We start from the raw sequence: 24,884 nt of genomic DNA, 5'->3' as shown, positions 1-24,884 counted from the left end.
GAAAAGTCTTCCTAGAAGGCTATTTTCATAGGGGAAAATGTGGTATAATGAAAAGATAAGATAAAGGGGTAACTATGGCTAAATTGATTCCAGGAAAGTTGCGCATGGAGGGTGTTACTCTCTATGAGACAGGCAACATTGAGATTATCAAGGAAAAAGGGGATCGCCTCTATACTCGTGTGGCGGGAGAAGACTTGCGCTACAGTTTAGAGGATGATCTGGTTTTTTGTGCTTGTGATTTTTTCCAAAAAAGAGGTTACTGTGTTCACCTCGCAGCGCTCGAGCATTATCTGAAGAATGATGAGGAAGGCCAGGTGATTTTACAAGCCTTAGAAAAAGGACATGAAGAGCAAGAAGAGGTCGAAACCAAGGTTAGTTTTGGTGGTAGTTTTTTGGAGCGTATTCAACCTCAGAAGAGAGAGAAAATCTACACTTTGTCGGCTCAAGGCCAGGTTGAAGCTGGGACCAATCGCCTCCTTTGGACTCTCCGAATCGGTTTAGTTGATAGTCAAAAATATTATGTCATTCGTGACATCCCACTCTTTTTGAAGGTCTTAGTCCATCGAAAGCCATATATGATTGGGAAACACTATGAAAATGACTTGTCTTGGGAGGCTTTTGATACAGCTAGTCAAGAAGTTCTTACTTTTTTATGTGGCTTGATTGAGGAGGGACTGAGTCAAGACCTCTTTTTCCCCAATCAAGGTCGTCACCTCTTTTTCCCTCTGACCTTTTTTGAGCAGGGAGTGGAGTTGCTGATGAATTTGGAGGATTTTCATTTTGAGCACCAGATCGATAGTTATGAAAATCTTATCTTTCACGATTTAACTCCCGATGCGGAACTCTTCTCTTTTTCCGTGCAGGAGTATCCCGATTATTTTGAGATGGAGATCTCTGAGACTGAGCGAGTCAACGTATTCTATGGAGGGGCGGTTCTCTTTCGTAAGGGGAATCTTTATCTCTTAAACCCTAAACAAATCAGCCTACTAAAGGAAATCAAGGAGCTTCCTCAGGAGGAGAGAGGGAGAAAATGCCTCCAGTTTGACAACAGTGATCGTGACCGTCTGGCCGCCTGTCTGCCTTTGTTTGGACAGCTGGGCACAGTTTCTGCTCCTGAGCGCTTGCAAATCAGACCCTTTTCACCAATCTTTTACTTTGATAGGGAGGATGACGGCCGCATCCGTTTGGATATCCAGTTTGACTATGGAGATGTTAAGGTAACTAGTCGTCAACAGCTGGAACAATTACCATTTTCAAGCGATGCCGTCTTGGAAAACCAGCTATTTCAAGTCTGTCTAGGAGCTGGTTTTGAGGCCAATTTTCAGTCTTGGAGACAGGCTTTGAAGCCGGAAACGGTTTATTCTTTCTTTCACCATACGATTCCAGCTTTTGAGAAGTTGGGTCAGGTTTTCTTGTCTGATGAGATGAATCAGCTCTACAGTGTCCAAGCTCCTCAGGTTCAGATTGAGTCCAAGGGAGGATTGTTGGAAATCCAGTTTGATTTCCAAGGGATTGCCCAAGAAGAGATTGATCAAGCTCTTAAAGCCCTGACCAGCAATCAGGATTTCTATATCAGTTCTTCTGACCAAGTGTACTTTTTTGATGAGGAAACCAAGCAGATTCGTCAAAATTTGCAGGAACTGGGGGTTGATCTAAAAGATGGTTCTTTTCAAGCTCGAAAATCTCTGGCTTATAGCCTTTCTCAGCTTTTCGAAGGTCGAGACAGGATCTCCTTCTCAGAGGAATTTCAGCATTTAGCTCATGATTTGACTCATCCAGAGGATTTTCCTTTGGGAGATATACAGGTTCAGGCGAGTTTGAGAGACTATCAGGAAAAGGGTGTCCGTTGGCTCCAGATGCTTCATCACTATGGCTTTGGTGGCATCCTAGCCGATGATATGGGACTGGGAAAAACACTGCAAACTATTGCTTTTTTGACCAGTCAGGTGACCGAAGAAAGTCGGGTCTTGATTTTAGCTCCGTCAGGTTTAATCTACAATTGGGCAGATGAATTCAGAAAATTTGCACCACAGTTGGATTTGGCTGTCGTTCATGGTTTGAAAGCGAATCGAGAAGCGATTCTTTCTGAAAATCACCAAATCTATGTAACTAGCTATGCTACTTTTCGTCAAGACAGCGAGCTTTATCAAGAGATGGCTTTTGATTTTCTCTTCTTAGATGAAGCCCAGGTCATGAAAAATGCCCAGACTAAGATTGCTCAGAGTTTGCGCCAGTTTGTGGTGCCGGCAGTCTTTGCTTTGTCAGGTACGCCCATCGAAAATCATTTAGGAGAGTTGTGGTCTATCTTCCAAATTGTGCTTCCGGGGCTCTTACCAAGTAAAAAGGAGTTTATGAAATTACCGGCTGACCGAGTAGCGCAGTTTATCAAGCCCTTCGTCATGAGGCGTAAGAAAGAAGAAGTCCTTACAGAACTGCCTGATCTGATCGAAGTCGTCTATAAAAATGAACTGGAAGACCAGCAGAAGACCATCTATCTCGCCCAGTTGCAACAGATGCGAGACCGCCTAGCACAAGTGACAGATCAAGAATTCCAGAGAAGCCGGGTAGAAATTTTATCTGGTCTCATGCGTTTGCGCCAGATCTGCGATACGCCAGCTCTCTTTATGGACGATTACCAAGGAGCCAGTGGTAAATTGGATAGTCTCCGAGATTTATTGCTACAAGTGGCAGATGGTGGGCATCGGGTCTTGATTTTCTCTCAATTTAAAGGAATGTTGGAAAAAATCGAGCAAGAGCTCCCAAATTTGGGCTTGACTTCCTTCAAAATTACGGGCTCAACTCCTGCTCAAGACCGACAAGAGATGACCAAAATATTTAATCAAGGGGAAAGGGATATCTTTCTTATCTCCCTTAAGGCGGGTGGTGTCGGTCTCAATCTGACAGGAGCTGACACCGTCATCCTAGTGGACCTCTGGTGGAATCCTGCTGTCGAGGCTCAGGCTATCGGACGAGCTCACCGAATGGGACAGGAGCGGAAGGTAGAGGTTTACCGTTTGATTACTAGAGGAACCATTGAAGAAAAGATTCAAGAACTTCAGGAACAGAAGAAACACCTGGTTTCCCAAGTTTTGGATGGGACAGAATCGCGTGCGAGCCTAAGTCTGGCAGAAATTCGAGAAATTTTAGGGATTTCTGAAGCCAGCACTTGAAAAATCAAGACAATACGCTATAATGAAGTGTTGAAAGGAAATACAAAATGAAACAAGATCGATTTCCATTGGTGTCAGATGATGAGATCATGCTGACCAAAATGCCAGTCATGGACTTGTACGATGAGTCAGACTTTATTAGCAATATCAAGGGTGATTACCGCGATAAAAACTATTTGGAATGGTCTCCTATCAATGAGGAACAGGCTGTAACTCCTTCGGTAGCTAGCAAGGAGTCAAAACCAGGCCAAGAATCTAAAAAAGTTGAAAAAACATATGCTGAATTGGCTCGAGAAGAGGCGCGTGCGGATCTGAAGAAGAAACGTTCGGCCAAGTATTTGACTCAGGATGTTAGTCATACTAGACGACACAATGGTTCAACACTTGTTCGTCAAGGAAACCAACCAACAGCACCATTTCAAAAGGAAAATCCAGGTGAGTTTGCTAAGTTTAGTAAAAACTTGAGCCAGTCCCACTATATCTTAGCTGAGGAAGCTGGGCAGGTAGTAACTCCAACTCCGAAAGTCCAAACAGGAAAGGCTAAAAAGAACAACTATGATTTCCTAAAGAAGAGTCAAATATATAATAAAAAGAATAAGCAAACGGAACAGGAACGTCAGGTTGCTCAAGAGTTGAATCTGACAAGAATTACTGAGTAAGGGAGAAAAACATGTCAAAAACATATCATTTTATTGGAATCAAGGGATCAGGGATGAGTGCCTTGGCCTTGATGTTGCACCAAATGGGACACAAGGTTCAAGGTTCAGACGTTGAAAAATACTACTTTACTCAACGTGGACTAGAGCAGGCAGGGATTACGATTCTTCCTTTTGATGAAAAGAATCTGCAAGGGGATCTTGAAATTATTGCTGGAAATGCCTTTCGTCCAGATAATAACGTTGAAATCGCCTATGCCGACAAAAATGGTATCAGCTACAAACGTTACCATGAATTCCTAGGCAGCTTTATGCGTGACTTTGTCAGCATGGGGGTTGCAGGAGCGCATGGTAAGACATCAACGACTGGGATGCTGTCTCATGTTTTGTCTCACATCACAGACACTAGCTTCTTGATTGGGGATGGAACGGGTCGAGGTTCTGAAAATGCTAAGTATTTTGTTTTTGAATCTGACGAATATGAGCGTCATTTCATGCCTTACCACCCAGAATACTCTATTATCACCAATATTGACTTTGACCATCCAGACTACTTTACTAGTCTAGAGGATGTTTTCAATGCCTTTAATGATTATGCTAAACAAATTACCAAAGGTTTATTCGTCTACGGTGAGGATGCTGAGTTGCGTAAGATTACAGCCAATGCTCCAATCTATTACTATGGCTTTGATGCTGAGGGAAATGACTTTGTAGCCAGCGACCTTCTACGTTCTACGACTGGTTCGACCTTCACAGTTCATTTCCGCGGACAAGAGTTGGGTCAATTCCACATTCCAACCTTTGGTCGTCACAATATTATGAATGCGACAGCCGTTATTGGTTTACTTTATACAGCAGGGTTTGACTTGAACTTGGTACGTGAACACTTGAAAACATTTGCTGGTGTCAAGCGTCGTTTCACTGAAAAGGTTGTCAATGGCACCATTATTATTGATGATTTCGCCCACCATCCAACGGAAATCATTGCGACCTTAGATGCGGCTCGTCAGAAATACCCAAGCAAGGAAATTGTTGCAATCTTTCAACCACACACTTTTACTAGAACCATTGCCCTATTGGACGATTTTGCTAAAGCTTTGAGCCAGGCAGATGCTGTTTACTTGGCGAAAATCTATGGATCAGCCCGTGAGGTGGACCATGGTGACGTCAAGGTAGAAGACCTAGCAGATAAAATTAAGAAGAAAAGCCAAGTCATCACAGTTGAAAATGTATCACCACTCCTTGAGCATGATAATGCAGTCTATGTCTTTATGGGAGCAGGAGACATCCAAACCTATGAGTACTCATTTGAACGTCTTTTGTCTAATTTGACAAGTAACGTTCAATAAGAAAAAAGAATGGAAATTCCAATCACCATAGGACGGGCTACTTTATCGGATTTAGAAGAAATTGTAGCAATTGAAGAATCTTGTTTATCCTCAGAAGAAATAGTGAACTACGAGTTTTTAGAAGAGAGTATCCGTAAGATTGCGGATACCCTTCTTGTAGCTAGAGATGAAAACCAGCTCGTAGGCTATGTTTTAGGAGAGTCTCAGTCTCTTCATCCCACATGGATAGAAATAAAATCATTTGCTATTCATCCTGACCATCGCAGGCAAGGCTTGGGAACCCTTCTTCTTGCTAGCTTGAAACAAGTGGCGGTAGAAGGAGGGTATGAGTATCTTCGCTTGACTTGTCCTGATGACTTGCTCTCTTATTTTGAGATGAATGACTTTGCTACGGGAGAATTGCTAGAGGCTCCGTACGCAAGATTTTCGGGATGGAATCTGATTTGGGTCAATCCTTTTTATCAGGAGGAAGTATGAAAATCAGACAAGCAAGATTTTCGGATTTAGATCAAATTTTAGAGATAGAACTGGAGAATTTCTCCCTTGAAGAAGCGATTCCTCGTTCGGTCTTTGAGGCGCACTTACGTGAAATTCAGACCAGTTTTCTCGTAGCTGAAAAGGAGGGACGTATCCTTGGGTATATCGAAGGTCCAGTCGTCCCACATCGTCATCTACAAGATCAGTCCTTTACAGAAGAGATAAAAGACTATAGCCATCGACCTGGAGGCTATATCTCTGTGACCTGTCTCTCCATAGCTAAGGAGGCACAAGCCTTGGGCGTGGGGAAAAGATTGTTAAGGGCTCTGAAAGAAGTCGCTTTAGAACATGAACGAGAAGGTATCAACTTGACCTGCCATGACTATCTCATCCCTTATTACGAAAAACATGGCTTTGTTAATGAAGGAGTATCCCAGTCAAGCTTTGCTGGGGAAACATGGTATGATATGGTTTGGCAGCCAGAAAATAAAGAAAACTAGCTAGGGAATGCCCTAGTTAGTTGCTTTTCTGCGACTTTTAAGATATAATATTATGGATTGTCAACAAGGAGGTAATGCTTTTGACTGAAAAATCAAGAGAAGAAGAAAAATTAAGCTTTAAAGAGCAGATTCTACGTGATTTAGAGAGAGTAAAAGAACAAGATAGAAGAGAGAAAGAAGTAGACATTCCAAATCTGACAGCTTCATCATCTCAAGCTAGTTCAGTAACTCCTGTAAATCCTGAATCGGATACTTCAACAGAAGAGTTGATGGCTGATTCCCTATCTGTTGTCGATAAAATTCTAAAGAATGCGCCGAGTGTTCCTCCACTTTCGAGTGCTGAAGCTGATAAAACGGATGAAAAAGAAGAGAAAGAGATTAGACAGCCTGTCATTGACAAGATTGAAGTTGTAGAATCTGAAGAACCTCTAGTAGAACCGATTCATCCAGCTGAAGAACCTGTAGTGGAGTCCGTTCAACCTAAGGTGGAACCAGTTGATCTTGAACCTGAAGAAAAAGAATTTAACGATACTCCGACCAAGATAGATGTGACTTATAAGACAGAAGAGGCCAATACATCAGTTCCTTCTTCTGATAATAAAGCTGAAGCGCTAGTTTCAACTGGATCCTCAGACAGATTAACGGAGGAACCACGTCGTAACCGTCGCCGTAAAGGTAAAAAACCAACCAAGAAAAAGAAGAAATCAAAGGCCAAAGGTTTCCTAGTAACCTTTTTAGTCCTCTTGGTGCTTGTGGCTGCTGGTGGATACTTTGGATACGGTTACGTTCAAAACTCTTTGAAACCTGTTGATGCGAGCTCTAAGGAGTATGTGACAGTTCAAATTCCAGAAGGATCAAACGTGCAACAAATTGGGAGCACTTTGGAAAAATCTGGTTTGGTCAAACATGGACTTATCTTTAGTATTTATGCTAAGTATAAGGGTTCAGATTTGAAGTCAGGTTATTACAATTTGAAGAAGAGCATGAGTACGGATGACTTGATTCAAGAATTGCAAAAAGGTGGAACTCCTGAACCTCAAGAACCAGTGCTTGCGAACTTAACTATTCCGGAAGGTTATACCTTAGAGCAAATTGCTCAGACAGTAGGTCAACTCCAAGGTGATTTTAAAGAACCTCTTACAGCGGATGCTTTCATGGCAAAAGCTCAAGATGAAACCTTCATCTCCCAACTAGTAGCCAAGTATCCAAACCTTCTTGGAAGTCTTCCAACAAAAGACAGTGGCGTTCGTTATCGCCTTGAAGGTTACCTTTTCCCAGCAACCTACACTATCAAAGACAGCACCACAGTTGAAAGCTTGATTGATGATATGTTAGCAGCTATGGACAAGGCCATGTCACCGTATTACACTACGATCAAAGAAAAGAATCTGACAGTTAATGAATTGCTCAGTATTGCTTCTCTTGTCGAAAAAGAAGGTGCTAAGACCGAAGATCGTAAATTGATTGCGGGAGTCTTCTATAACCGCTTGAATCTTGGTATGCCACTTCAAAGCAACATTGCTATCTTGTATGCTGAAGGAAAACTTGGCCAAAAGATTAGCTTGGCTGATGATACTGCAATTGATACTACGATTGATTCACCTTATAATGTTTATACACATCTTGGCCTCATGCCCGGACCAGTTGATAGTCCAAGCCTCGATGCGATTGAAGCAAGTGTAAATCAGACAAAGAGTGAGTACTTGTACTTTGTAGCTAATGTTGAAGACGGTAAAGTATACTTTGCAACGACAAAAGAAGAGCATGACCAAAACGTTGCAGAACATATCAATAGTAAATTAACACAATCAAGTAGTTCAAACTAAAATTATGTGGTTTTCCACATAATTTTGTTTTAAAAAAGTAATAGAAAAGAAAGTTGAAAAAATGGCAGAAAAAACTTACCCAATGACCCTTGAAGAAAAGAAAAAGTTAGAAAAAGAATTAGAAGAATTGAAACTCGTTCGTCGTCCTGAAGTCGTAGAGCGTATCAAAATTGCTCGTTCGTACGGGGATCTTTCAGAAAATAGTGAGTACGAAGCAGCTAAGGATGAACAAGCTTTTGTTGAAGGACAAATTTCAAGTCTAGAAACAAAAATTCGCTATGCTGAAATTGTTAATAGCGATGCAGTTTCCCAAGATGAGGTAGCTATCGGTAAGACCGTAACCATTCAAGAAATCGGTGAAGAGGAAGAAGAAGTCTACATCATCGTCGGTTCTGCAGGTGCAGATGCTTTCGCTGGGAAGGTATCAAATGAAAGTCCGATTGGACAAGCTTTGATCGGCAAAAAAACAGGCGATATTGTTACGATTGAGACACCTGTTGGTAGTTACGATGTCAAAATTTTAAAGGTTGAAAAAACAGCCTAAATAGAATGAAAATGGAGTAGTGGAGGTCTTGACTTGCTCAACTCCTTTTTGATTTTTTGAATAAATAGGAGACTATATGAGTTCAAATAAGAAAAAAAATAAAATGGAGCGTGGTTTAACCAATCGCCATGTTCAGGTGATGGCCATTGCGGGGACAATCGGAACAGGACTTTTCCTAGGTGCTGGTCGTTCTATCAGCCTTACTGGACCTTCTATCCTCCTGATTTACATGATTACAGGAGCCTTTATGTTTTTGATGATGAGGGCTGTTGGGGAGATGCTATATCAGGATCCAGAACAACATACTTTTATCAACTTTATCACCCGTCATTTGGGGAAAGGCTGGGGTTATTTCTCAGTTTGGTCTTATTGGTTGTCTGTCGTCTTTATCGGTATGGCAGAAATCACTGCGATTTCGCATTATGTTCAGTTTTGGTTTCCTTCTTGGCCTAGTTGGTTGATTCAGATTGTTTTTTTAACGATTTTGGCCTTGGTCAATCTGATTGCGGTTAAGCTCTTTGGAGAAGTCGAGTTTTGGTTTGCTATGGTTAAGATTGTGGCTATTTTAGCTATGATTGCAACAGGGGTCTTTATGGTCTTGACAGGATTTGAAACACCATATGGTGCTGCAAGTCTGGCAAATATCAGCAATCAATTCTCTCTTTTCCCAAATGGAGTCATGAACTTTGTCATGGCCTTTCAAATGGTATTTTTTGCCTATCTGATGATTGAATTTATCGGAGTGACAACCTCTGAAACGAAGAATCCTCGTCAGGTTTTGCCAAAAGCAGTTAAAGAAATTCCTCTCCGAATTGTCTTCTTCTATGGTGGTGCTCTATTAGCCATTATGTCTATTATTCCCTGGAGAGAACTTGCTTCTTCAGATTCACCATTTGTAACGGTTTTTGAGCTGGCAGGGATCAAGTGGGCAGCGGCTCTAATCAACTTTGTTGTCTTGACCTCAGCAGCATCTGCTCTTAATTCAACCCTCTATTCAACAGGGCGACACCTCTACCAGATTGCTCATGATTCACCCAATCGCTTCTTAAAAGCTATTAAGGCAGATACTCTTTCTCGTCACAATGTTCCGCAAAATGCCATCATCGCTTCAGCAATCTTAATTGCTCTGGCTGCCTTTATCAATGTTTTGCCAGGTGTTTCCGATGCCTTTGCTTTGATCACCGCATCCTCATCAGGTGTTTACATCGCGATTTATATCTTGATAATGGTGGCCCATCTCAAATACCGCAAGTCACAAGATTTCATGGCTGATGGCTACCTCATGCCTCAGTATCGCTTGCTTAATCCCCTAACCATTCTCTTTTTTGTCTTTGTTTTTGTGACTCTCTTTTTGCAAGAGTCCACTTTCATGGGGGCAGTTGGTTCTGCTATCTGGATCTTTGTTTTTGGGATTTATAGTCAGTGGAAATTTAGAAAATAAATCATGAACTCATCAACTTTGTTTGGTGAGTTTTTCTAGTTTGACAGTCCATCGAAATAAGACTATAATCAAGCTGTAGTAGTTTATTAGGAGGTTTGGATGTACCTTAGATTGGAAAATAAGGAATCTCATAAAGCGCAAGAAATAGGGAATTTGATTCGTGCTTATAATCGTTCTAAAAGAGAAGAGGCTGAAAGTAAGCCACTGAACCTTTATGTTGAAGACGAAAAGGGCAATCTCATGGCGGGCTTAGTAGCTGAGACTTTCGGAAATTGGTTGGAAATCGAATATTTGTTTGTGAGAGAGGAATTACGGGGACAAGGAATCGGTTCAAAACTATTGCAGCGAGCAGAAAATGAAGCCAAGAAACGAAACTGTCGTTTTGCTTTTGTAAATACTTACCAGTTTCAAGCACCAGATTTTTATAAAAGGCATGGCTACAAGGAAGTCTTTACCTTGCAAAACTATCCCTATACAGGGAAAAGATACTATTACCAAAAGGATTTGTAAGCTAAATATGAAAGTATAAATCAAAGAGGAAATCTTCACATCACTATGGAGGTGGGCTAATGGATATCATACTAGATATGGGTAACGTTTTATTAGAATGGAACAAAGATAAGATTTTGCAAGGTGTTTCGGATACGAAGGAAGAATATTTGATTTTAGATAAGGCCATTTTTCAGTCGGGGCTTTGGGAAAGATTAGATCTTGGAACCATGACGAGAGAAGAGTTGGTGCTTAAAGTTGTGTCAATGATTGGCAGGACCTTTCAAAAGAAGGTCGAAGAAGTTATCTGGAACTGGCCTAGCTACATTGACATTTATACGGAAGTCTCTCCTGTCTTGTCAGAACTAAAGAAAAAGGGGCATCGCATCTTTGTCTTGTCCAATACCTCAAAGGTATTTTATGACTTGCTGGAAGAGCAACTATCTCCCTTAAAAGAACTTTTAGATGGCTTTGTCTTATCCTGTGATATAAAAGCTATAAAGCCTGATTTGGTAATGTTTAAGGAGATTCTCTATAAATACCAGCTAGATCCTACAAATTGTGTCTTTCTAGACGATATTGAGGACAATACAAACTCAGCTCAGAAATTGGGCATCAAGGCCCATCAGGTCAAGAAAAGAAGTGATGTCGTTGATATTTTGAAATCCTATATTTAAAGGCAACGCTCTCTATTTTTTGTAGTAGAGAGTTTTTTTGTTAATAAAATCTTACAAAATGACATTTATATATTGCATTAAGTTAGATATATGGTATAATGTTTTTAAAAGAAGCGCAACTTTTTAAGAATGTGAAGGAGGACACTAGTGGCTAAAAATTTAAAATTAAAATTAGCTCGGGTGGAGTGTGATTTAACACAAGGGGATTTGGCAGAAGCTGTGGGCGTTACTAGGCAGACTATAGGCTTGATTGAAGCTGGGAAATACAATCCTAGTCTCTCCCTCTGCCAGTCCATTTGCAGATGCTTAGGAAAAACATTAGACCAACTATTTTGGGAGGAAGAAGATGAAAAATAGAAAAAAACTTGTGATCAAAGATGAACGTACGGAAAAATTGGATGGAAAGATTTCAGGAGAAATTCTTTTGGGAATGTGCCTATTTTTGGCACTGGAAATTTTTGCCAAAGTTTATATTTTCAATTTAACGCTTCTATCCTATTCACCAGAATTACTTTTATTGATTGGAGTAGGTTTGTATGCCATTATTCGCCGCATGTATGTAGGAATTGATATTCGAGATATTGTTGAGAATACTGGAAAAGAAAGAATTTTATCTGCTTTGGGATTTTCTATAGTGATTTTATTGATTGATATCGTAGGCAATCGCGAGGAACTGGTCAGTCTATTGACTTGGAAGTACTCCCTAAAAGTGGTTCTAGCAGTTATCATCTATCTCGTTGGGAGTTATTCTATGGACCGAGTTATCCTATACTTGAATCGCAGAAATCAGCAAGTTTGGGAGGAAGAAGATGAAGAATAGATTTTTTTATTATCAATTACTAGACGAAAGGGAAGAACAACTGATTAACAAAGCTGGGACAGAGTCTTTTCATGTGTTTATCGGGCTCATTCTACTAAGTTATTTGGTGGCTGTATTAGCACCTGCTCTGTTTAATCCTAATATTCTTCTGATTACCCTTTTGTTAGGAATTTTCTTCTTTTTCAATCGTGCACGACATCTTGGAGTGACCTACTATAGTCGTTTTCATTTTACGATTGTAGGGTGTTTGCTGGTAACTCTCGCTATTACGACTCTCTTGATGTTGCAAAATTATCAATTCAATATCGAAATTTATCAGCACAATCCTTTGAACGTTAAATACTTATCTGCTTGGGTGCTTACTTATCTGATTTATCTTCCTTGGGTTTTTATTGGCAATCTAGGCCTTAAAAGTTATGGCGAATGGGCTCAAAAAAAGTTTGAGCAAGATATGGATGAACTGGAGAATGGAGAATAGCTTGTTAGCTTTTTATCAATCTCGGTAAAATGTGTTATAATAGTACTAAATTTATCGGATGGTGTGAAAGTGGTAGAATACGTTCATACCTTTATAAAGAAGGAAGAAGGAAAACAGATGTATCCAGATGATAGTTTGACATTGCACACGGACTTGTACCAGATCAATATGATGCAAGTTTACTTTGACCAAGGGATTCACAATAAGAAGGCGGTCTTTGAAGTTTATTTCCGCCAGCAACCATTTAACAACGGTTATGCAGTTTTTGCTGGTTTGGAAAGAATTGTGAACTATCTTAAAGACTTGCGCTTTTCAGATAGCGATATTGCCTACTTGGAGTCGCTTGGCTATCACGGTGCGTTCTTAGACTACCTCCGCAATCTCGAGTTGGAGTTGACGGTTCGTTCTGCCCAGGAAGGGGACTTGGTTTTTGCTAATGAGCCGATTGTGCAGGTGGAAGGCCCTCTAGCCCAATGTCAATTGGTTGAAACTGCTCTTTTAAACATCGTTAACTTTCAAACCTTGATAGCGACTAAGGCGGCACGTATTCGTTCGGTTATTGAAGATGAACCCTTGATGGAGTTTGGGACACGTCGTGCGCAAGAAATGGATGCAGCTATCTGGGGAACACGCGCAGCCGTGATTGGTGGCGCCAATGGAACCAGCAACGTGCGTGCTGGTAAACTCTTTGATATTCCTGTCTTGGGGACTCATGCCCATGCCTTGGTACAAGTTTATGGAAACGACTATGAAGCGTTCAAGGCTTATGCGGCGACCCATCGTGACTGTGTCTTTTTAGTAGATACTTATGACACGTTGCGAATCGGTGTGCCAGCTGCCATTCAGGTGGCGCGTGAGCTGGGTGATCAGATTAACTTTATGGGTGTGCGGATCGACTCTGGGGACATTGCCTACATTTCCAAGAAAGTCCGTCAGCAACTGGACGAGGCTGGCTTTACAGAGGCCAAGATCTATGCTTCTAATGATTTGGATGAAAATACTATTCTCAACCTCAAGATGCAAAAGGCCAAGATTGATGTCTGGGGTGTGGGAACCAAGCTGATTACAGCCTATGATCAGCCAGCTCTTGGGGCAGTTTATAAGATTGTAGCTATCGAAGATGAGAATGGTCGTATGCGCAATACCATCAAACTGTCTAATAATGCTGAAAAAGTGTCAACGCCAGGTAAGAAACAGGTGTGGCGCATTACCAGTCGTGAAAAAGGCAAGTCAGAAGGTGACTACATCACCTATGATGGTGTTGATGTGAGCGGCATGACTGAAATCAAGATGTTCCATCCAACTTATACCTACATCAAAAAGACTGTTCGAAATTTTGATGCTGTTCCTCTCTTGGTGGATATTTTCAAAGAAGGGAAATTGGTTTACGATTTGCCTAGTTTGACCGAGATTCAGTCCTATGCTCGCAAAGAATTTGACAAGCTTTGGGATGAGTATAAACGGGTACTCAATCCACAGCACTATCCAGTAGATTTGGCGCATGATATTTGGCAAGATAAGATGGACTTGATTGACAAGATGCGCAAAGAAGCCCTTGGTGAAGGAGAAGAAGAATGAGTTTGCAAGAGACAATTATCCAGCAACTGGGTGTCAAGCCAGTGATTGACGCTCAGGAAGAAATCCGTCGTTCCATTGACTTCTTAAAAAGATACTTGAAAAAACACCCCTTCCTTAAAACTTTTGTACTAGGGATTTCTGGAGGTCAGGACTCAACCTTAGCAGGGCGCTTGGCGCAATTAGCTATGGAAGAAATGCGAGCAGAGACAGGAGATGACAGCTACCAATTTATCGCTGTCCGCCTGCCCTATGGCGTGCAAGCTGATGAAGCAGATGCTCAAAAAGCTCTTGCTTTCATCCAACCAGATGTCAGCTTGGTTGTGAATATCAAGGAATCAGCTGATGCCATGGCAGCTGCAGTTGAAGCGACAGGAAGTCCTGTTTCAGACTTTAACAAGGGCAATATTAAAGCTCGTAGTCGTATGATTGCCCAATATGCCCTTGCGGGTGCCCATAGCGGAGCGGTCATTGGAACAGATCATGCTGCGGAAAATATCACAGGTTTCTTTACTAAGTTTGGTGATGGTGGTGCAGACATTCTCCCCCTTTACCGCCTCAATAAACGTCAAGGAAAGCAACTCTTGAAAGAGCTTGGTGCAGACCCAGCCCTTTATGAAAAAATCCCAACAGCAGACCTAGAAGAAGACAAACCTGGACTAGCAGACGAAGTCGCACTTGGAGTCACTTACAATGAAATTGATGACTACCTCGAAGACAAAACAATCAGTCCAGAAGCCCAAGCGATTATCGAAAACTGGTGGTACAAAGGCCAACACAAACGCCATCTACCAATCACCGTATTTGATGACTTTTGGGAGTGAAAACCTCCAGTGGAGGTTTTCAGCCCGAGTCTAGAAACGGGAAAACGAGGAACCTCCAGTGGACCTTTTTACCCTGAGCCTAGAAATGAGAAAGCGAGGAAGGTCCGGGGGGCCTTTTTATCTTGAGCCTTAAGCTTAGAAAGCGAGGTAACATTATGAAAGCAATCAGTACGCAAATGTTAGAGACGAAACGTTTAATCTTGAGAAGATTTGTGGAGAGTGATGCGGAAGCCATGTTTCAAAATTGGGCTTCGTCTGCTAAGAATCTGACCTATGTCACCTGGGATCCTCATCTTGATGTTGAGGTGACTCGGAACTCGATTCGAAATTGGGTTGCATCCTATCCCAATCCCAACTATTACAAATGGGCCATTTGTCTCAAAGAAAATCCGGAGCAAGTGATAGGAGATATCAGCATCGTTGAGATGAATGAGAAAGATTCAAGTTGTGAAATTGGATATATTTTAGGAAAAAACTATTGGGGTCGTGGTATGATGACGGAAGCCTTGAGAGCTGTGTTAGACTTTTGTTTTACTCAAGCAGGCTTTCAAAAGGTCAGAGCTCGTTACGCCAGTCTTAACCCAGCTTCAGGCCGTGTGATGGAGAAGGCTGGAATGTCCTATCTAAAAACTATTGCCAATGGTGTGGAGAGAAAAGACTACGTTTCGGACCTTATTTATTACCAGATAAGTAGGGAAGACAGGTGATTTCTTTTCTGTTTCTATCAAAGTCAGACATTGTCTGGCTTTTTTTGTGCCAGATTTCTGAATAAACTGATTAAATTCCTATTTTTTCCTATCATTGTCCCTGTTTTTTCTTAGAGTTGGGAATTATAATAGACTTATCAAATCAAAGAATGGAGGAAGGCAATGGACAATGTATTCTTTTTTATCAGTGTTTTTCTTGCTGGAATTCTTTCCTTCTTTTCTCCTTGTATCTTACCCTTGTTACCGGTCTATGCAGGGGTCTTGTTGGATGACAAAGATGGTGCTCAGGCTTCTAGCGGAAAAATTTCAATCTCAGTTGTTAGTTTATTACGAACTCTGGCATTTATAGCGGGGATTTCTTTTATCTTTATCTTACTGGGCTATGGAGCTGGTTTTTTAGGTAACTTGCTGTATGCTTCTTGGTTTCAGTATGTGACGGGCGCCGTTATCATTCTTTTGGGTTTGCACCAGATGGAAGTCTTACATTTGCAGGGACTTTACAAGGAAAGAAGGCTACAATTAAAGAGACAGGGACAAAGCGGTAAGGGCTATAGTCAGGCATTTTTACTGGGGTTGACCTTTAGTTTTGCTTGGACGCCATGTGTAGGGCCGGTTCTGGGGTCTGTTTTGGCCTTAGCGGCTTCAGGTGGCTCAGGTGCTTGGCAGGGAGCTGGTTTCATGTTGGTTTACACGCTGGGTTTGGCGCTACCATTTTTGGTTCTAGCTCTCGCCTCCAGCTATGTTTTGAAACATTTTCGAAAACTCCATCCTTACCTCGGAACCCTCAAAAAAGTGGGTGGTTTCCTCATTATCGTGATGGGAATCTTGGTGCTTTTGGGAAATGCTTCCATTTTGACAAGATTATTTGAATAGAGAGGAAAAAGAAATGAAAAAATGGCAAACTTGTCTCCTTGGAGTAGGCTCAGTCTGTTGCTTGGCAGCCTGTTCGGCAAAAAACATGTCAGACGAATCAACTATGAAGGAGCAATCCAAAACAGAACAAGTCAGCTCGCAAACTGCCACCAAGGGTCAGGCGGTTGCCGATTTTGAACTAATAGGAGTAGATGGTAAGACCTATCGTTTATCTGACTACAAAGGCAAGAAAATCTATCTTAAATTCTGGGCTTCTTGGTGTTCTATCTGTTTAGCCAGTCTTCCAGATACGGATGAAATTGCTAAGGATGCAGGTGATGACTACGTGGTCTTGACAGTGGTATCTCCTGGCCACAAGGGGGAGCAAGCAGAAGCGGACTTTAAGAACTGGTACAAGGGCTTGGATTATAAAAATTTTCCGGTTTTAATTGATCCGTCAGGCAAACTTTTGGAAAGTTATGGTGTTCGTTCTTACCCCACTCAAGCCTTTATAGACAAGGAAGGCAAGCTGGTCAAAACGCAACCAGGTTTTATGGATAAGGATATGATTTTAAAAGAATTGAAAGAAATGGGGTAGAGAAAGGCTATGAATGATAAAGTAAAACTTTTTGTCTTGGCAGGGGTCATTCTCCTAGCCCTAACCGGTTTCTATTTTCTATTGACGCGAAATGCAGGGCAGACAGATAGCTCGCAAATTGAGAAAGCGTCAGTTAGCCAAGGAGGAAAAACAGTGAAAAAAACAGAAATTAGTAAAGACGCAGACTTGCACGAAATTTATCTAGCTGGGGGATGTTTCTGGGGAGTTGAGGAATACTTCTCACGCGTGCCCGGAGTGACAGATGCCGTTTCAGGCTATGCAAATGGTAGAGGGGAAACAACCAAGTACGAATTGATCAACCAAACAGGACATGCAGAGACTGTCCATGTCACCTACGACGCCAATCAAATTTCCCTCAAAGAAATTCTGCTTCATTATTTCCGCATCATTAATCCAACCAGCAAAAATAAACAAGGAAATGATGTGGGGACTCAGTATCGTACCGGCGTTTATTACACAGATGACAAGGATTTGGAAGTAATCAATCAAGTCTTTGATGAAGTTGCTAAAAAATATGACCAACCTCTGGCAGTTGAAAAGGAACCCTTGAAAAATTTTGTGGTGGCTGAGGACTATCATCAAGACTACCTCAAGAAAAATCCAAATGGCTACTGTCATATCAATGTCAATCAGGCTGCATATCCCGTCATCGATGCCAGCAAATATCCCAAACCAAGCGATGAAGAATTGAAAAAGACCTTGTCACCTGAGGAGTATGCAGTTACCCAGAAAAATCAAACAGAACGAGCTTTTTCAAACCGCTATTGGGATAAATTTGAATCCGGTATCTATGTGGATGTGGCCACTGGCGAACCCCTCTTTTCATCAAAGGACAAGTTTGAGTCTGGTTGTGGTTGGCCTAGTTTCACCCAACCAATCAGTCCAGATGTTGCTACCTACAAGGAAGATAAGTCTTACAATATGACGCGCATGGAAGTGCGAAGTCGAGTTGGAGATTCTCACCTTGGCCATGTCTTTACAGATGGGCCTCAGGACAAGGGTGGCTTGCGCTACTGTATCAATAGTCTTTCTATCCGATTTATTCCCAAAGACCAAATGGCAGAAAAAGGCTATGCTTATTTACTAGATTATGTTGATTAAGAAGTCTTTCCTAAGCAGTTAGAGGAGAATTTTGCTATACTGATACTAGTAAGTGGTAAAGGAGCAGAGCATGACCTACACAATCTTAATCGTAGAAGATGAGTATCTGGTAAGACAAGGCTTGACCAAGCTGGTCAATGTAGCAGCCTACGATATGGAAATCATCGGTCAGGCTGAAAATGGAAGACAGGCTTGGGACTTGATTCAAAAGCAGGTGCCAGATATCATTTTAACCGATATCAACATGCCTCAGCTAAATGGCATCCAGTTGGCCAGTCTGGTACGAGAAACCTATCCTCAGGTGCATCTGGTATTTTTGACGGGTTACGATGATTTTGATTATGCCTTGTCTGCTGTCAAACTCGGTGTAGATGATTACCTGCTCAAGCCCTTTTCTCGTCAGGATATTGAGGAAATGTTGGGGAAAATCAAGCAAAAGCTAGACAAGGAAGAAAAAGAAGAGCAGTTACAAGATTTATTAACCGATAAGTTTGAGGGAAATATTGCTCAGAAGATCCAGTCTCATCTGGCTGATAGTCAATTTAGTTTAAAGAGCTTGGCCAGTGACTTGGGCTTTAGTCCGACTTATTTGAGTTCCTTGATTAAGAAAGAGTTGGGGCTGCCTTTTCAGGATTACCTGGTGAGAGAGCGTGTCAAACAAGCCAAGCTCTTGCTCTTGACAACAGATTTAAAGATTTACCAGATAGCCGAAAAGGTTGGCTTTGAAGATATGAACTACTTTACTCAACGTTTTAAACAGATTGCAGGTGTGACACCTCGTCAGTTTAAGAAGGGAGAAGGTCGATGAAGCGTTCTTCTCTTTTAGTCAGAATGGTTATTTCCATCTTTCTGGTCTTTCTCATTCTACTAGCTGTGGTTGGGACTTTCTATTATCAATCTAGTTCATCAGCTATTGAGGCTACTATCGAGGGTAATAGCCAAACGACCATTAGCCAAACTAGCCACTTTATTCAGTCTTATATCAAAAAATTAGAAACCACCTCTACCAGTTTGACCCAGCAGAAGGATGTCTTAGCCTATGCTGAGAATCCTAACCAAGACCAAGTCAAGGGAATCCGAGATCTGTTTTTGACTATCTTAAAGGCAGACCAGGACTTGAAAACGGTGGTACTGGTCACCAAATCCGGTCAGGTTATTTCTACAGATGATAGTGTGCAGATGAAAACTTCCTCAGATATGATGGCTGAGGATTGGTACCAAAAGGCTATTCATCAGGGAGCTAAGCCAGTTTTGACACCAGCTCGTAAATCAGACAGTCAGTGGGTCATTTCTGTCACTCAGGAACTTGTTGATACAAAGGGAGCCAATCTTGGCGTACTTCGTTTGGATATTTCCTATGAAACTCTGGAAGCCTATCTCAACCAACTCCAGTTGGGCCAGCAGGGCTTTGCCTTTATCATCAATGAAAACCATGAATTTGTCTACCATCCTAAACGTACTGTCTATAGCTCAGCAAGTGAAATGGAGGCCATGAAACCCTACATTGAGACGGGGCAGGGCTATACGCTGAATCATCAATCCTATGTCAGTCAGGAAAAGATTGCAGGAACTGATTGGACGGTTATAGGCGTGTCTTCGTTGGAGAAGTTAGACAAAGTTCGGAGTCAACTCATGTGGACCTTGTTTGGGGCTAGTGTCACATCTCTTCTTACCTGTCTCTGCTTGGTGTGGTTCAGTCTCAAGCGCTGGATCGCCCCCTTGAAGGACCTGAGAGAAACCATGCTGGAAATTGCTTCTGGTACACAAAATCTGCGTGCTAAGGAAGCTGGTGCCTATGAACTGAGAGAAGTGACTCGCCAGTTTAATGCCATGCTGGATCAGATTGATCAGCTGATGGCAGATGTGCGCAGGCAGGAAGAAGCGACCCGGCAGTATGAACTTCAAGCCTTGTCAAGTCAGATTAACCCCCATTTCCTCTACAATACTTTGGACACTATCATCTGGATGGCTGAGTTTCAGGATAGTCAGCGAGTGGTTCAGGTGACCAAGTCCTTGGCAACCTATTTCCGCTTGGCGCTCAATCAAGGCAAGGATTTGATTTGTCTGTCTGATGAAATCAATCATGTCCGCCAGTACCTCTTTATCCAGAAACAACGTTATGGGGATAAGCTGGAGTATGAAATTGCTGAAGATCCTGACTTTGATAATTTAGTCTTGCCTAAACTGGTGCTACAACCCCTTGTAGAAAATGCCCTTTATCACGGCATCAAGGAGAAAGATGGACAGGGATATATTAAAGTTTCCGTCCAGAAAAAGGATTCAGGACTAATCATCCGCATTGAGGATGATGGAGTTGGTTTCCAAAATCCTGGTGATAGCAGTCAAGGTCAGCTCAAACGTGGGGGAGTTGGTCTTCAAAACGTTGACCAACGGCTCAAACTTCATTTTGGAAACAATTACCAGATGAAGATCAATTCTGCACCCGAAAAAGGGACGACGGTTGAAATATACATCAATAGAATAGAAACTAGTTAACTCCCAGTCAATTCTGGGAGTTTTATGCGTAATTGAGCAAGCTTTCTAGGTTATCTATCTTGCTAAAACGTAGAAAAAACGATATGATAGATAATGACAAAAGAGGTATCAAGTATGAAGGAAAAAGACATTCAAAGAGAAACAAGCCAGATTGTAAAAGATGTATTAGAAAAAGCTAATCTGAAGCAAGGATCTATCTTTGTTTTGGGCCTTTCTTCTAGTGAGGTGATAGGTGGCCAGATTGGCAAGGAATCCAGCCAAGAAATTGGGGAAATCATTGTGAAGACGATTTTGGATATCCTGGGAGGGAAAGGAATTCATCTAGCCGTTCAAGGTTGTGAACATGTCAATCGTGCCCTCGTCGTCGAACGTCAGGTGGCGGAGCAGTTTGGGCTAGAAATCGTTAGTGTCCTTCCTACTCTTCATGCAGGAGGTTCAGGTCAGTTGGCGGCCTTCAAGTTTATGCAAGATCCAGTTGAGGTTGAATTTATCAAGGCTCATGCAGGGATTGATATCGGAGATACTGCAATTGGTATGCATGTCAAGCATGTTCAGGTTCCAATTCGACCAGTTTTGCGTGAGATTGGGCACGCCCACGTAACGGTTCTTGCTAGCCGTCCAAAACTCATTGGTGGTGCGCGTGCGCAGTATCCACAAGATTCTATCAGAAAGTCGTAAAATCATTCTGTAGTAACAGAAAAAAGCAATTTGGTTTTTAATTTTTAAAAAGTAAAAGACAGAGAGAGTAAGGGTATAGAAACCAAGGCTCTCTCTGTTTTTTGTTGAATTCTTGTGCCAAGTGTTCCAACAACAAGAGTATTTTTAACTAGAAGAACTATTGCTATCTGATGGAGAATTGCCAAAAGTAGGAAAAAGTAACTTAGAGAAGATTTTTCGTCATAGAAATCAGTAAACAAAGCTGGATTTAGCTGTTCTAGGTCGGCTTTTTTGTGCTATACTTAAGATATGCATAGAAAAACAGTGATTGATTTTAGAGCTTTGGGGGAGAGATACACTTTTACCCATCCGATTAAAGAGTTAAAAACGAGAGATTTAGTAGAAGTAGCAGACTTGCTAGCAAAAGTGGAAAGCTACCAAGAGCAAGGCTATTATGTCGTGGGCTATGTCAGTTACGAGGCCGCACCTGCTTTTGAGGAAAAACTAGCAGTTCACAAGGTTCCTCTACTGGGCGAGTATTTGCTTTACTTTACCGTTCACGATAGGGTGGAAACATCCCCTATTCCTCTGACTTATGAGGAAGTAGATCTGCCTTCAAAGTGGCGAGAAAAAACATCTGCAGAGGACTATGAAAAAGCTATTTCCCAGATTCACCATCATTTGCGTCAGGGGGACACCTACCAGGTAAATTACACTGTCCAACTCAAGCAAGATTTAAGTGCCAATCCTTTTGCCATTTACAATCGCATGGTGGTTGAGCAGGAGGCGGGTTACAATGCCTATGTTGAACATGATGAGATGGCAGTGATTTCCATGAGCCCAGAGCTCTTTTTTGAGCAAAATGACCGAGAATTAACGACTCGTCCAATGAAGGGAACAACTAGACGTGGTCTGACTGACGATGAAGATTTGAAAGAGGCAGCTTGGTTGGAGCAAGATCCTAAAAATCGCTCTGAAAATATGATGATTGTGGATCTCTTGCGAAATGATATGAACCGTATTTCTGAAGTGGGCAGTGAATATGTGGAGTGTCTGTGCCAAGTGGAGCAGTATTCAACTGTTTGGCAAATGACTTCGACCATCAAGAGTCAGTTGCGAGAGGATGTGGACTTGGTTGCAATTTTTCAGTCACTCTTTCCTTGTGGATCCATAACGGGAGCTCCGAAAATTGCGACCATGGAAATCATCAAGAACTTGGAGCCACGACCCAGAGGAGTCTACTGCGGAACGATTGGTCTCTTACTTCCAAATGGGCGACGGATTTTTAATGTCGCCATTCGGACCATTCAACTTCACAAGGGTCAAGCCATTTATGGAGTTGGCGGAGGGATTACTTGGGATAGCACCTGGGAGTCTGAATACCGTGAAGTGCATCAAAAGGCGGCTGTTCTCTATCGTAAACAAGCTCGCTTCCAATTGATTACGACTGGGAAAATCAGCCAGAAGCGTTTGCTATTTGAAGATCAACATCTGGAAAGGCTGACAAAGGCGAGTCGTTATTTTGCCTATCCTTTTGATCCAGAAGAACTGAGACAAAAGATAGAGGAAGAGTGCCAAGCTTGTGATTCCCACCAAGACTACCGTTTGCGAATTAGTCTCAGCAAATCTGGAGAGATGGAACTCAGTCGGCAAGTATTAACACCTCTTAGTCCGACCTTCTGCAAAGCTAAACTCTGCCTGCAAGAAGCAGATTTGAATCAGGCGTTTACCTACTTTAAAACAACTCATAGACCACACTTAAGTCTAGGTAAACAGGAAATCATTTACCATAATGCAGCAGGGGAGCTTTTGGAAACATCTATCGGTAATCTAGTTCTGAAAATCGCTGGAAAACTCTACACACCGCCTACCAGTCTAGGAATTTTGCCAGGAATTTATCGTCAGTATTTGCTGGAAAGAGGACAGGTAGAGGAAAAAGTCTTGACTTTAAAAGACCTAGCTCAGGCGGAGGCTATCTATGGCTGTAATGCAGTCAGAGGCTTGTATGAGTTGGAAGTGATATAACTATAGATTTTCAATTAAGTTTTAGATTTATTTCTGAATATTTAATATTTGATTTGAAAGAAAAATAAAGCATATGGTATACTATAGGTATAAATCATTAAAAACAATGGAGATTTTTATGAAAAAATCAAAAAAAATTTTAGTCACCAGCTTAGCAACTGCAACACTGGGACTCATTTCACTTACAGATACAACTGGAGCCTTTCCTTTTTCGGCTCAGCATGTTTCTGCTCAAGAAAAGGATGTTTCTAAAAGCGGTAAGGTTGTAAAAGAGAATACAACTTCGGCGTCAAATCTTGCTGAGAAACCAAAAACACCAGCACAAAAACCTGCTGAGAAACCGAAAACACCAGCACAAAAACCCGCGCCGAAACCGGCACCAAAACCCGTACCAAAACCCGCGCCGAAGCCGGCACTAAAACCCGCGCCGAAGCCGGCACCAAAACCTGCGCCGAAGCCGGCACCAAAGCCAGCACCAAAACCCGCTGAGAAACCGAAAACGCCAGCTCAAAAACCTGCTGAGAAACCGAAAACACCAGCACCGAAACCAGCACCAAAATCCGCTGAGAAACCGAAAACACCAGCACCAAAACCCGCGCTGAAGCCGGCACCAAAACCGACTGAAAAAGCTAAAGAAACAACTCCTAAACAGGATAAATCACAATCTAAAGTTCAGTCTGGCTGGGTAGGAAATTACTACCTCAAATCAGATGGAAAGAGAGCTAAAAATGAATGGGTAGATGGTGGTCGTTATTATGTTGATTCTGATGGAAAAAAGGTTAAAAGTGACTGGATTTATGATAAAAACTATGGTTCATATTATTATTATCTAACAGCAGAAGGAAGCTCTGCTCGTAATAAATGGGTAGGTAGATATTATCTCAAATCAGATGGTAAGATGGCCAAGAATGAATGGGTAGATGGTGGCCGTTACTATGTTGATTCTGAAGGAAAAATGGCAAGGGATAGATGGGTAGATGGTGGTCGTTACTATGTAGGATACGATGGTGTGCGACAACCAAAACCAGCAGCCGGGAATCCATACTCAGCAGCTTTAAAGAGAGCACAAGCTTATAATAGGATTCATTTGTCAAAAAAAAGAATTTATGAGATGTTAATTTTTGAAGGTTTTAATAGTGACACTGCACAATATGCTATCAATCATTTGCAAGCAGACTATAAGGCGAATGCCTTAATTCAAGCAAGAGAATACCGAAAGAATGCCAATTTATCAAAGACAAAAATTTATGAGAGGCTAACTTCTCCTTGGATTGGACAATTTACAAAAGAAGAAGCAAACTATGCAATTCAAAAACTAGATTTAACACCAGAAGGAAGCATTGCCCGCAATAAATGGGTAGGATACTATTATTATAAATCAGATGGAAAGGTGGCCAAGAATGAATGGGTAGATGGCGGTCGTTACTATGTTGATTCTAAAGGCAAAATGGTAAGGGATAAATGGGTAGATGGTGGTCGTTACTATGTAGGATACGATGGTGTGTGGCAACCAAAACCAGCAGCCGGGAATCCATACTCAGCAGCTTTAAAGAGAGCAAAAGCTTATAATAGGATTCATTTGTCAAAAAAAAGAATTTATG

At 41.7% G+C, this 24,884-nt stretch carries 24 protein-coding genes; all 24 read left to right on the top strand.

Annotation, left to right across the window (positions count from 1 at the left end; genetic code table 11):
* Positions 1-74 precede the first annotated feature (74 nt).
* Positions 75-3,170, top strand: coding sequence for a DEAD/DEAH box helicase (locus HMPREF1125_RS10895; RefSeq protein ID WP_001096258.1), 3,096 nt, complete (start codon positions 75-77; stop codon positions 3,168-3,170).
* A 47-nt stretch (positions 3,171-3,217) separates the two neighbouring features.
* The gene (locus tag HMPREF1125_RS10890) at positions 3,218-3,829 is read left to right on the top strand and encodes a hypothetical protein (protein WP_000806755.1); all 612 of its coding nucleotides are present in this window, start codon (positions 3,218-3,220) and stop codon (positions 3,827-3,829) included.
* An 11-nt stretch (positions 3,830-3,840) separates the two neighbouring features.
* Positions 3,841-5,175, top strand: coding sequence for a UDP-N-acetylmuramate--L-alanine ligase (gene murC, locus HMPREF1125_RS10885; RefSeq protein ID WP_000048097.1), 1,335 nt, complete (start codon positions 3,841-3,843; stop codon positions 5,173-5,175).
* A 9-nt stretch (positions 5,176-5,184) separates the two neighbouring features.
* Entirely contained in the window at positions 5,185-5,652 is a 468-nt protein-coding gene (locus tag HMPREF1125_RS10880) for a GNAT family N-acetyltransferase (RefSeq protein WP_000405302.1), read from the top strand.
* The gene (locus tag HMPREF1125_RS10875) at positions 5,649-6,152 is read left to right on the top strand and encodes a GNAT family N-acetyltransferase (protein ID WP_000702413.1); all 504 of its coding nucleotides are present in this window, start codon (positions 5,649-5,651) and stop codon (positions 6,150-6,152) included. The genes HMPREF1125_RS10880 and HMPREF1125_RS10875 overlap by 4 nt, the downstream gene beginning before the upstream one ends.
* 74 nt (positions 6,153-6,226) lie before the next feature.
* Entirely contained in the window at positions 6,227-7,978 is a 1,752-nt protein-coding gene (gene mltG, locus HMPREF1125_RS10870; RefSeq protein WP_000927557.1) for an endolytic transglycosylase MltG, read from the top strand.
* Positions 7,979-8,039: 61 nt separating this feature from the next.
* Positions 8,040-8,522 carry a transcription elongation factor GreA gene (greA, locus tag HMPREF1125_RS10865; RefSeq protein WP_000818771.1) on the top strand — a complete coding sequence of 161 codons (483 nt, stop codon included), beginning with the start codon at positions 8,040-8,042 and terminating at the stop codon, positions 8,520-8,522.
* A 76-nt stretch (positions 8,523-8,598) separates the two neighbouring features.
* The gene (locus tag HMPREF1125_RS10860; RefSeq protein ID WP_000097713.1) at positions 8,599-9,963 is read left to right on the top strand and encodes an amino acid permease; all 1,365 of its coding nucleotides are present in this window, start codon (positions 8,599-8,601) and stop codon (positions 9,961-9,963) included.
* 99 nt (positions 9,964-10,062) lie between these two features.
* Positions 10,063-10,473, top strand: a complete 411-nt coding sequence (locus HMPREF1125_RS10855; protein WP_000281294.1) for a GNAT family N-acetyltransferase — start codon at positions 10,063-10,065, stop codon at positions 10,471-10,473.
* Positions 10,474-10,532: 59 nt separating this feature from the next.
* Complete coding sequence (locus HMPREF1125_RS10850; protein ID WP_000351388.1) at positions 10,533-11,129, top strand: HAD family hydrolase; 597 nt, start codon at positions 10,533-10,535, stop codon at positions 11,127-11,129.
* A 147-nt stretch (positions 11,130-11,276) separates the two neighbouring features.
* Positions 11,277-11,486 carry a helix-turn-helix transcriptional regulator gene (locus HMPREF1125_RS10845; RefSeq protein WP_001107493.1) on the top strand — a complete coding sequence of 70 codons (210 nt, stop codon included), beginning with the start codon at positions 11,277-11,279 and terminating at the stop codon, positions 11,484-11,486.
* Positions 11,476-11,949: a DUF6773 family protein gene (locus tag HMPREF1125_RS10840; protein WP_000797304.1), complete on the top strand. Its 474-nt coding sequence runs from the start codon at positions 11,476-11,478 to the stop codon at positions 11,947-11,949. Before HMPREF1125_RS10845 ends, HMPREF1125_RS10840 begins: the two co-directional genes overlap by 11 nt.
* A complete protein-coding gene (locus tag HMPREF1125_RS10835; RefSeq protein ID WP_000797149.1) occupies positions 11,939-12,427 on the top strand; it encodes a DUF6773 family protein in 489 nt (162 codons plus the stop codon). The genes HMPREF1125_RS10840 and HMPREF1125_RS10835 overlap by 11 nt, the downstream gene beginning before the upstream one ends.
* Before the next feature lie 117 nt (positions 12,428-12,544).
* Positions 12,545-14,005: a nicotinate phosphoribosyltransferase gene (locus tag HMPREF1125_RS10830; RefSeq protein WP_000283145.1), complete on the top strand. Its 1,461-nt coding sequence runs from the start codon at positions 12,545-12,547 to the stop codon at positions 14,003-14,005.
* Positions 14,002-14,826, top strand: a complete 825-nt coding sequence (nadE, locus tag HMPREF1125_RS10825) for an ammonia-dependent NAD(+) synthetase (protein WP_000058056.1) — start codon at positions 14,002-14,004, stop codon at positions 14,824-14,826. The genes HMPREF1125_RS10830 and nadE overlap by 4 nt, the downstream gene beginning before the upstream one ends.
* Positions 14,827-14,981: 155 nt before the next feature.
* Positions 14,982-15,533, top strand: coding sequence for a GNAT family N-acetyltransferase (locus HMPREF1125_RS10820; RefSeq protein ID WP_000644469.1), 552 nt, complete (start codon positions 14,982-14,984; stop codon positions 15,531-15,533).
* A 162-nt stretch (positions 15,534-15,695) separates the two neighbouring features.
* A complete protein-coding gene (gene ccdA2 / locus HMPREF1125_RS10815; RefSeq protein ID WP_000370892.1) occupies positions 15,696-16,406 on the top strand; it encodes a thiol-disulfide oxidoreductase-associated membrane protein CcdA2 in 711 nt (236 codons plus the stop codon).
* Positions 16,407-16,419: 13 nt separating this feature from the next.
* Positions 16,420-16,983: a redoxin family protein gene (locus HMPREF1125_RS10810; protein ID WP_000759269.1), complete on the top strand. Its 564-nt coding sequence runs from the start codon at positions 16,420-16,422 to the stop codon at positions 16,981-16,983.
* Positions 16,984-16,992: 9 nt separating this feature from the next.
* A complete protein-coding gene (gene msrB, locus HMPREF1125_RS10805) occupies positions 16,993-18,105 on the top strand; it encodes a peptide-methionine (R)-S-oxide reductase MsrB (protein ID WP_000998588.1) in 1,113 nt (370 codons plus the stop codon).
* Between the two features lie 70 nt (positions 18,106-18,175).
* Positions 18,176-18,913, top strand: coding sequence for a response regulator transcription factor (locus HMPREF1125_RS10800; protein ID WP_000222605.1), 738 nt, complete (start codon positions 18,176-18,178; stop codon positions 18,911-18,913).
* A complete protein-coding gene (locus tag HMPREF1125_RS10795) occupies positions 18,910-20,601 on the top strand; it encodes a cache domain-containing sensor histidine kinase (protein ID WP_000831102.1) in 1,692 nt (563 codons plus the stop codon). The genes HMPREF1125_RS10800 and HMPREF1125_RS10795 overlap by 4 nt, the downstream gene beginning before the upstream one ends.
* A 114-nt stretch (positions 20,602-20,715) precedes the next feature.
* A complete protein-coding gene (locus HMPREF1125_RS10790; protein WP_000659522.1) occupies positions 20,716-21,279 on the top strand; it encodes a TIGR01440 family protein in 564 nt (187 codons plus the stop codon).
* 288 nt (positions 21,280-21,567) lie between these two features.
* Positions 21,568-23,283, top strand: a complete 1,716-nt coding sequence (pabB, locus tag HMPREF1125_RS10785; protein WP_002883344.1) for an aminodeoxychorismate synthase component I — start codon at positions 21,568-21,570, stop codon at positions 23,281-23,283.
* Between the two features lie 118 nt (positions 23,284-23,401).
* The coding region (locus HMPREF1125_RS10780) for an Ltp family lipoprotein (protein ID WP_000748602.1) at positions 23,402-24,884 on the top strand (1,483 nt) is incomplete at its 3' end.

Origin of the sequence: Streptococcus oralis SK304 (assembly GCF_000287715.1) — a bacterium.
GTDB classification, from domain to species: Bacteria; Bacillota; Bacilli; order Lactobacillales; family Streptococcaceae; genus Streptococcus; species Streptococcus oralis_Y.
The sequence above is the reverse complement of the archived record's forward strand: the minus strand, read 5'-3'. Positions and strand labels throughout refer to the sequence as shown.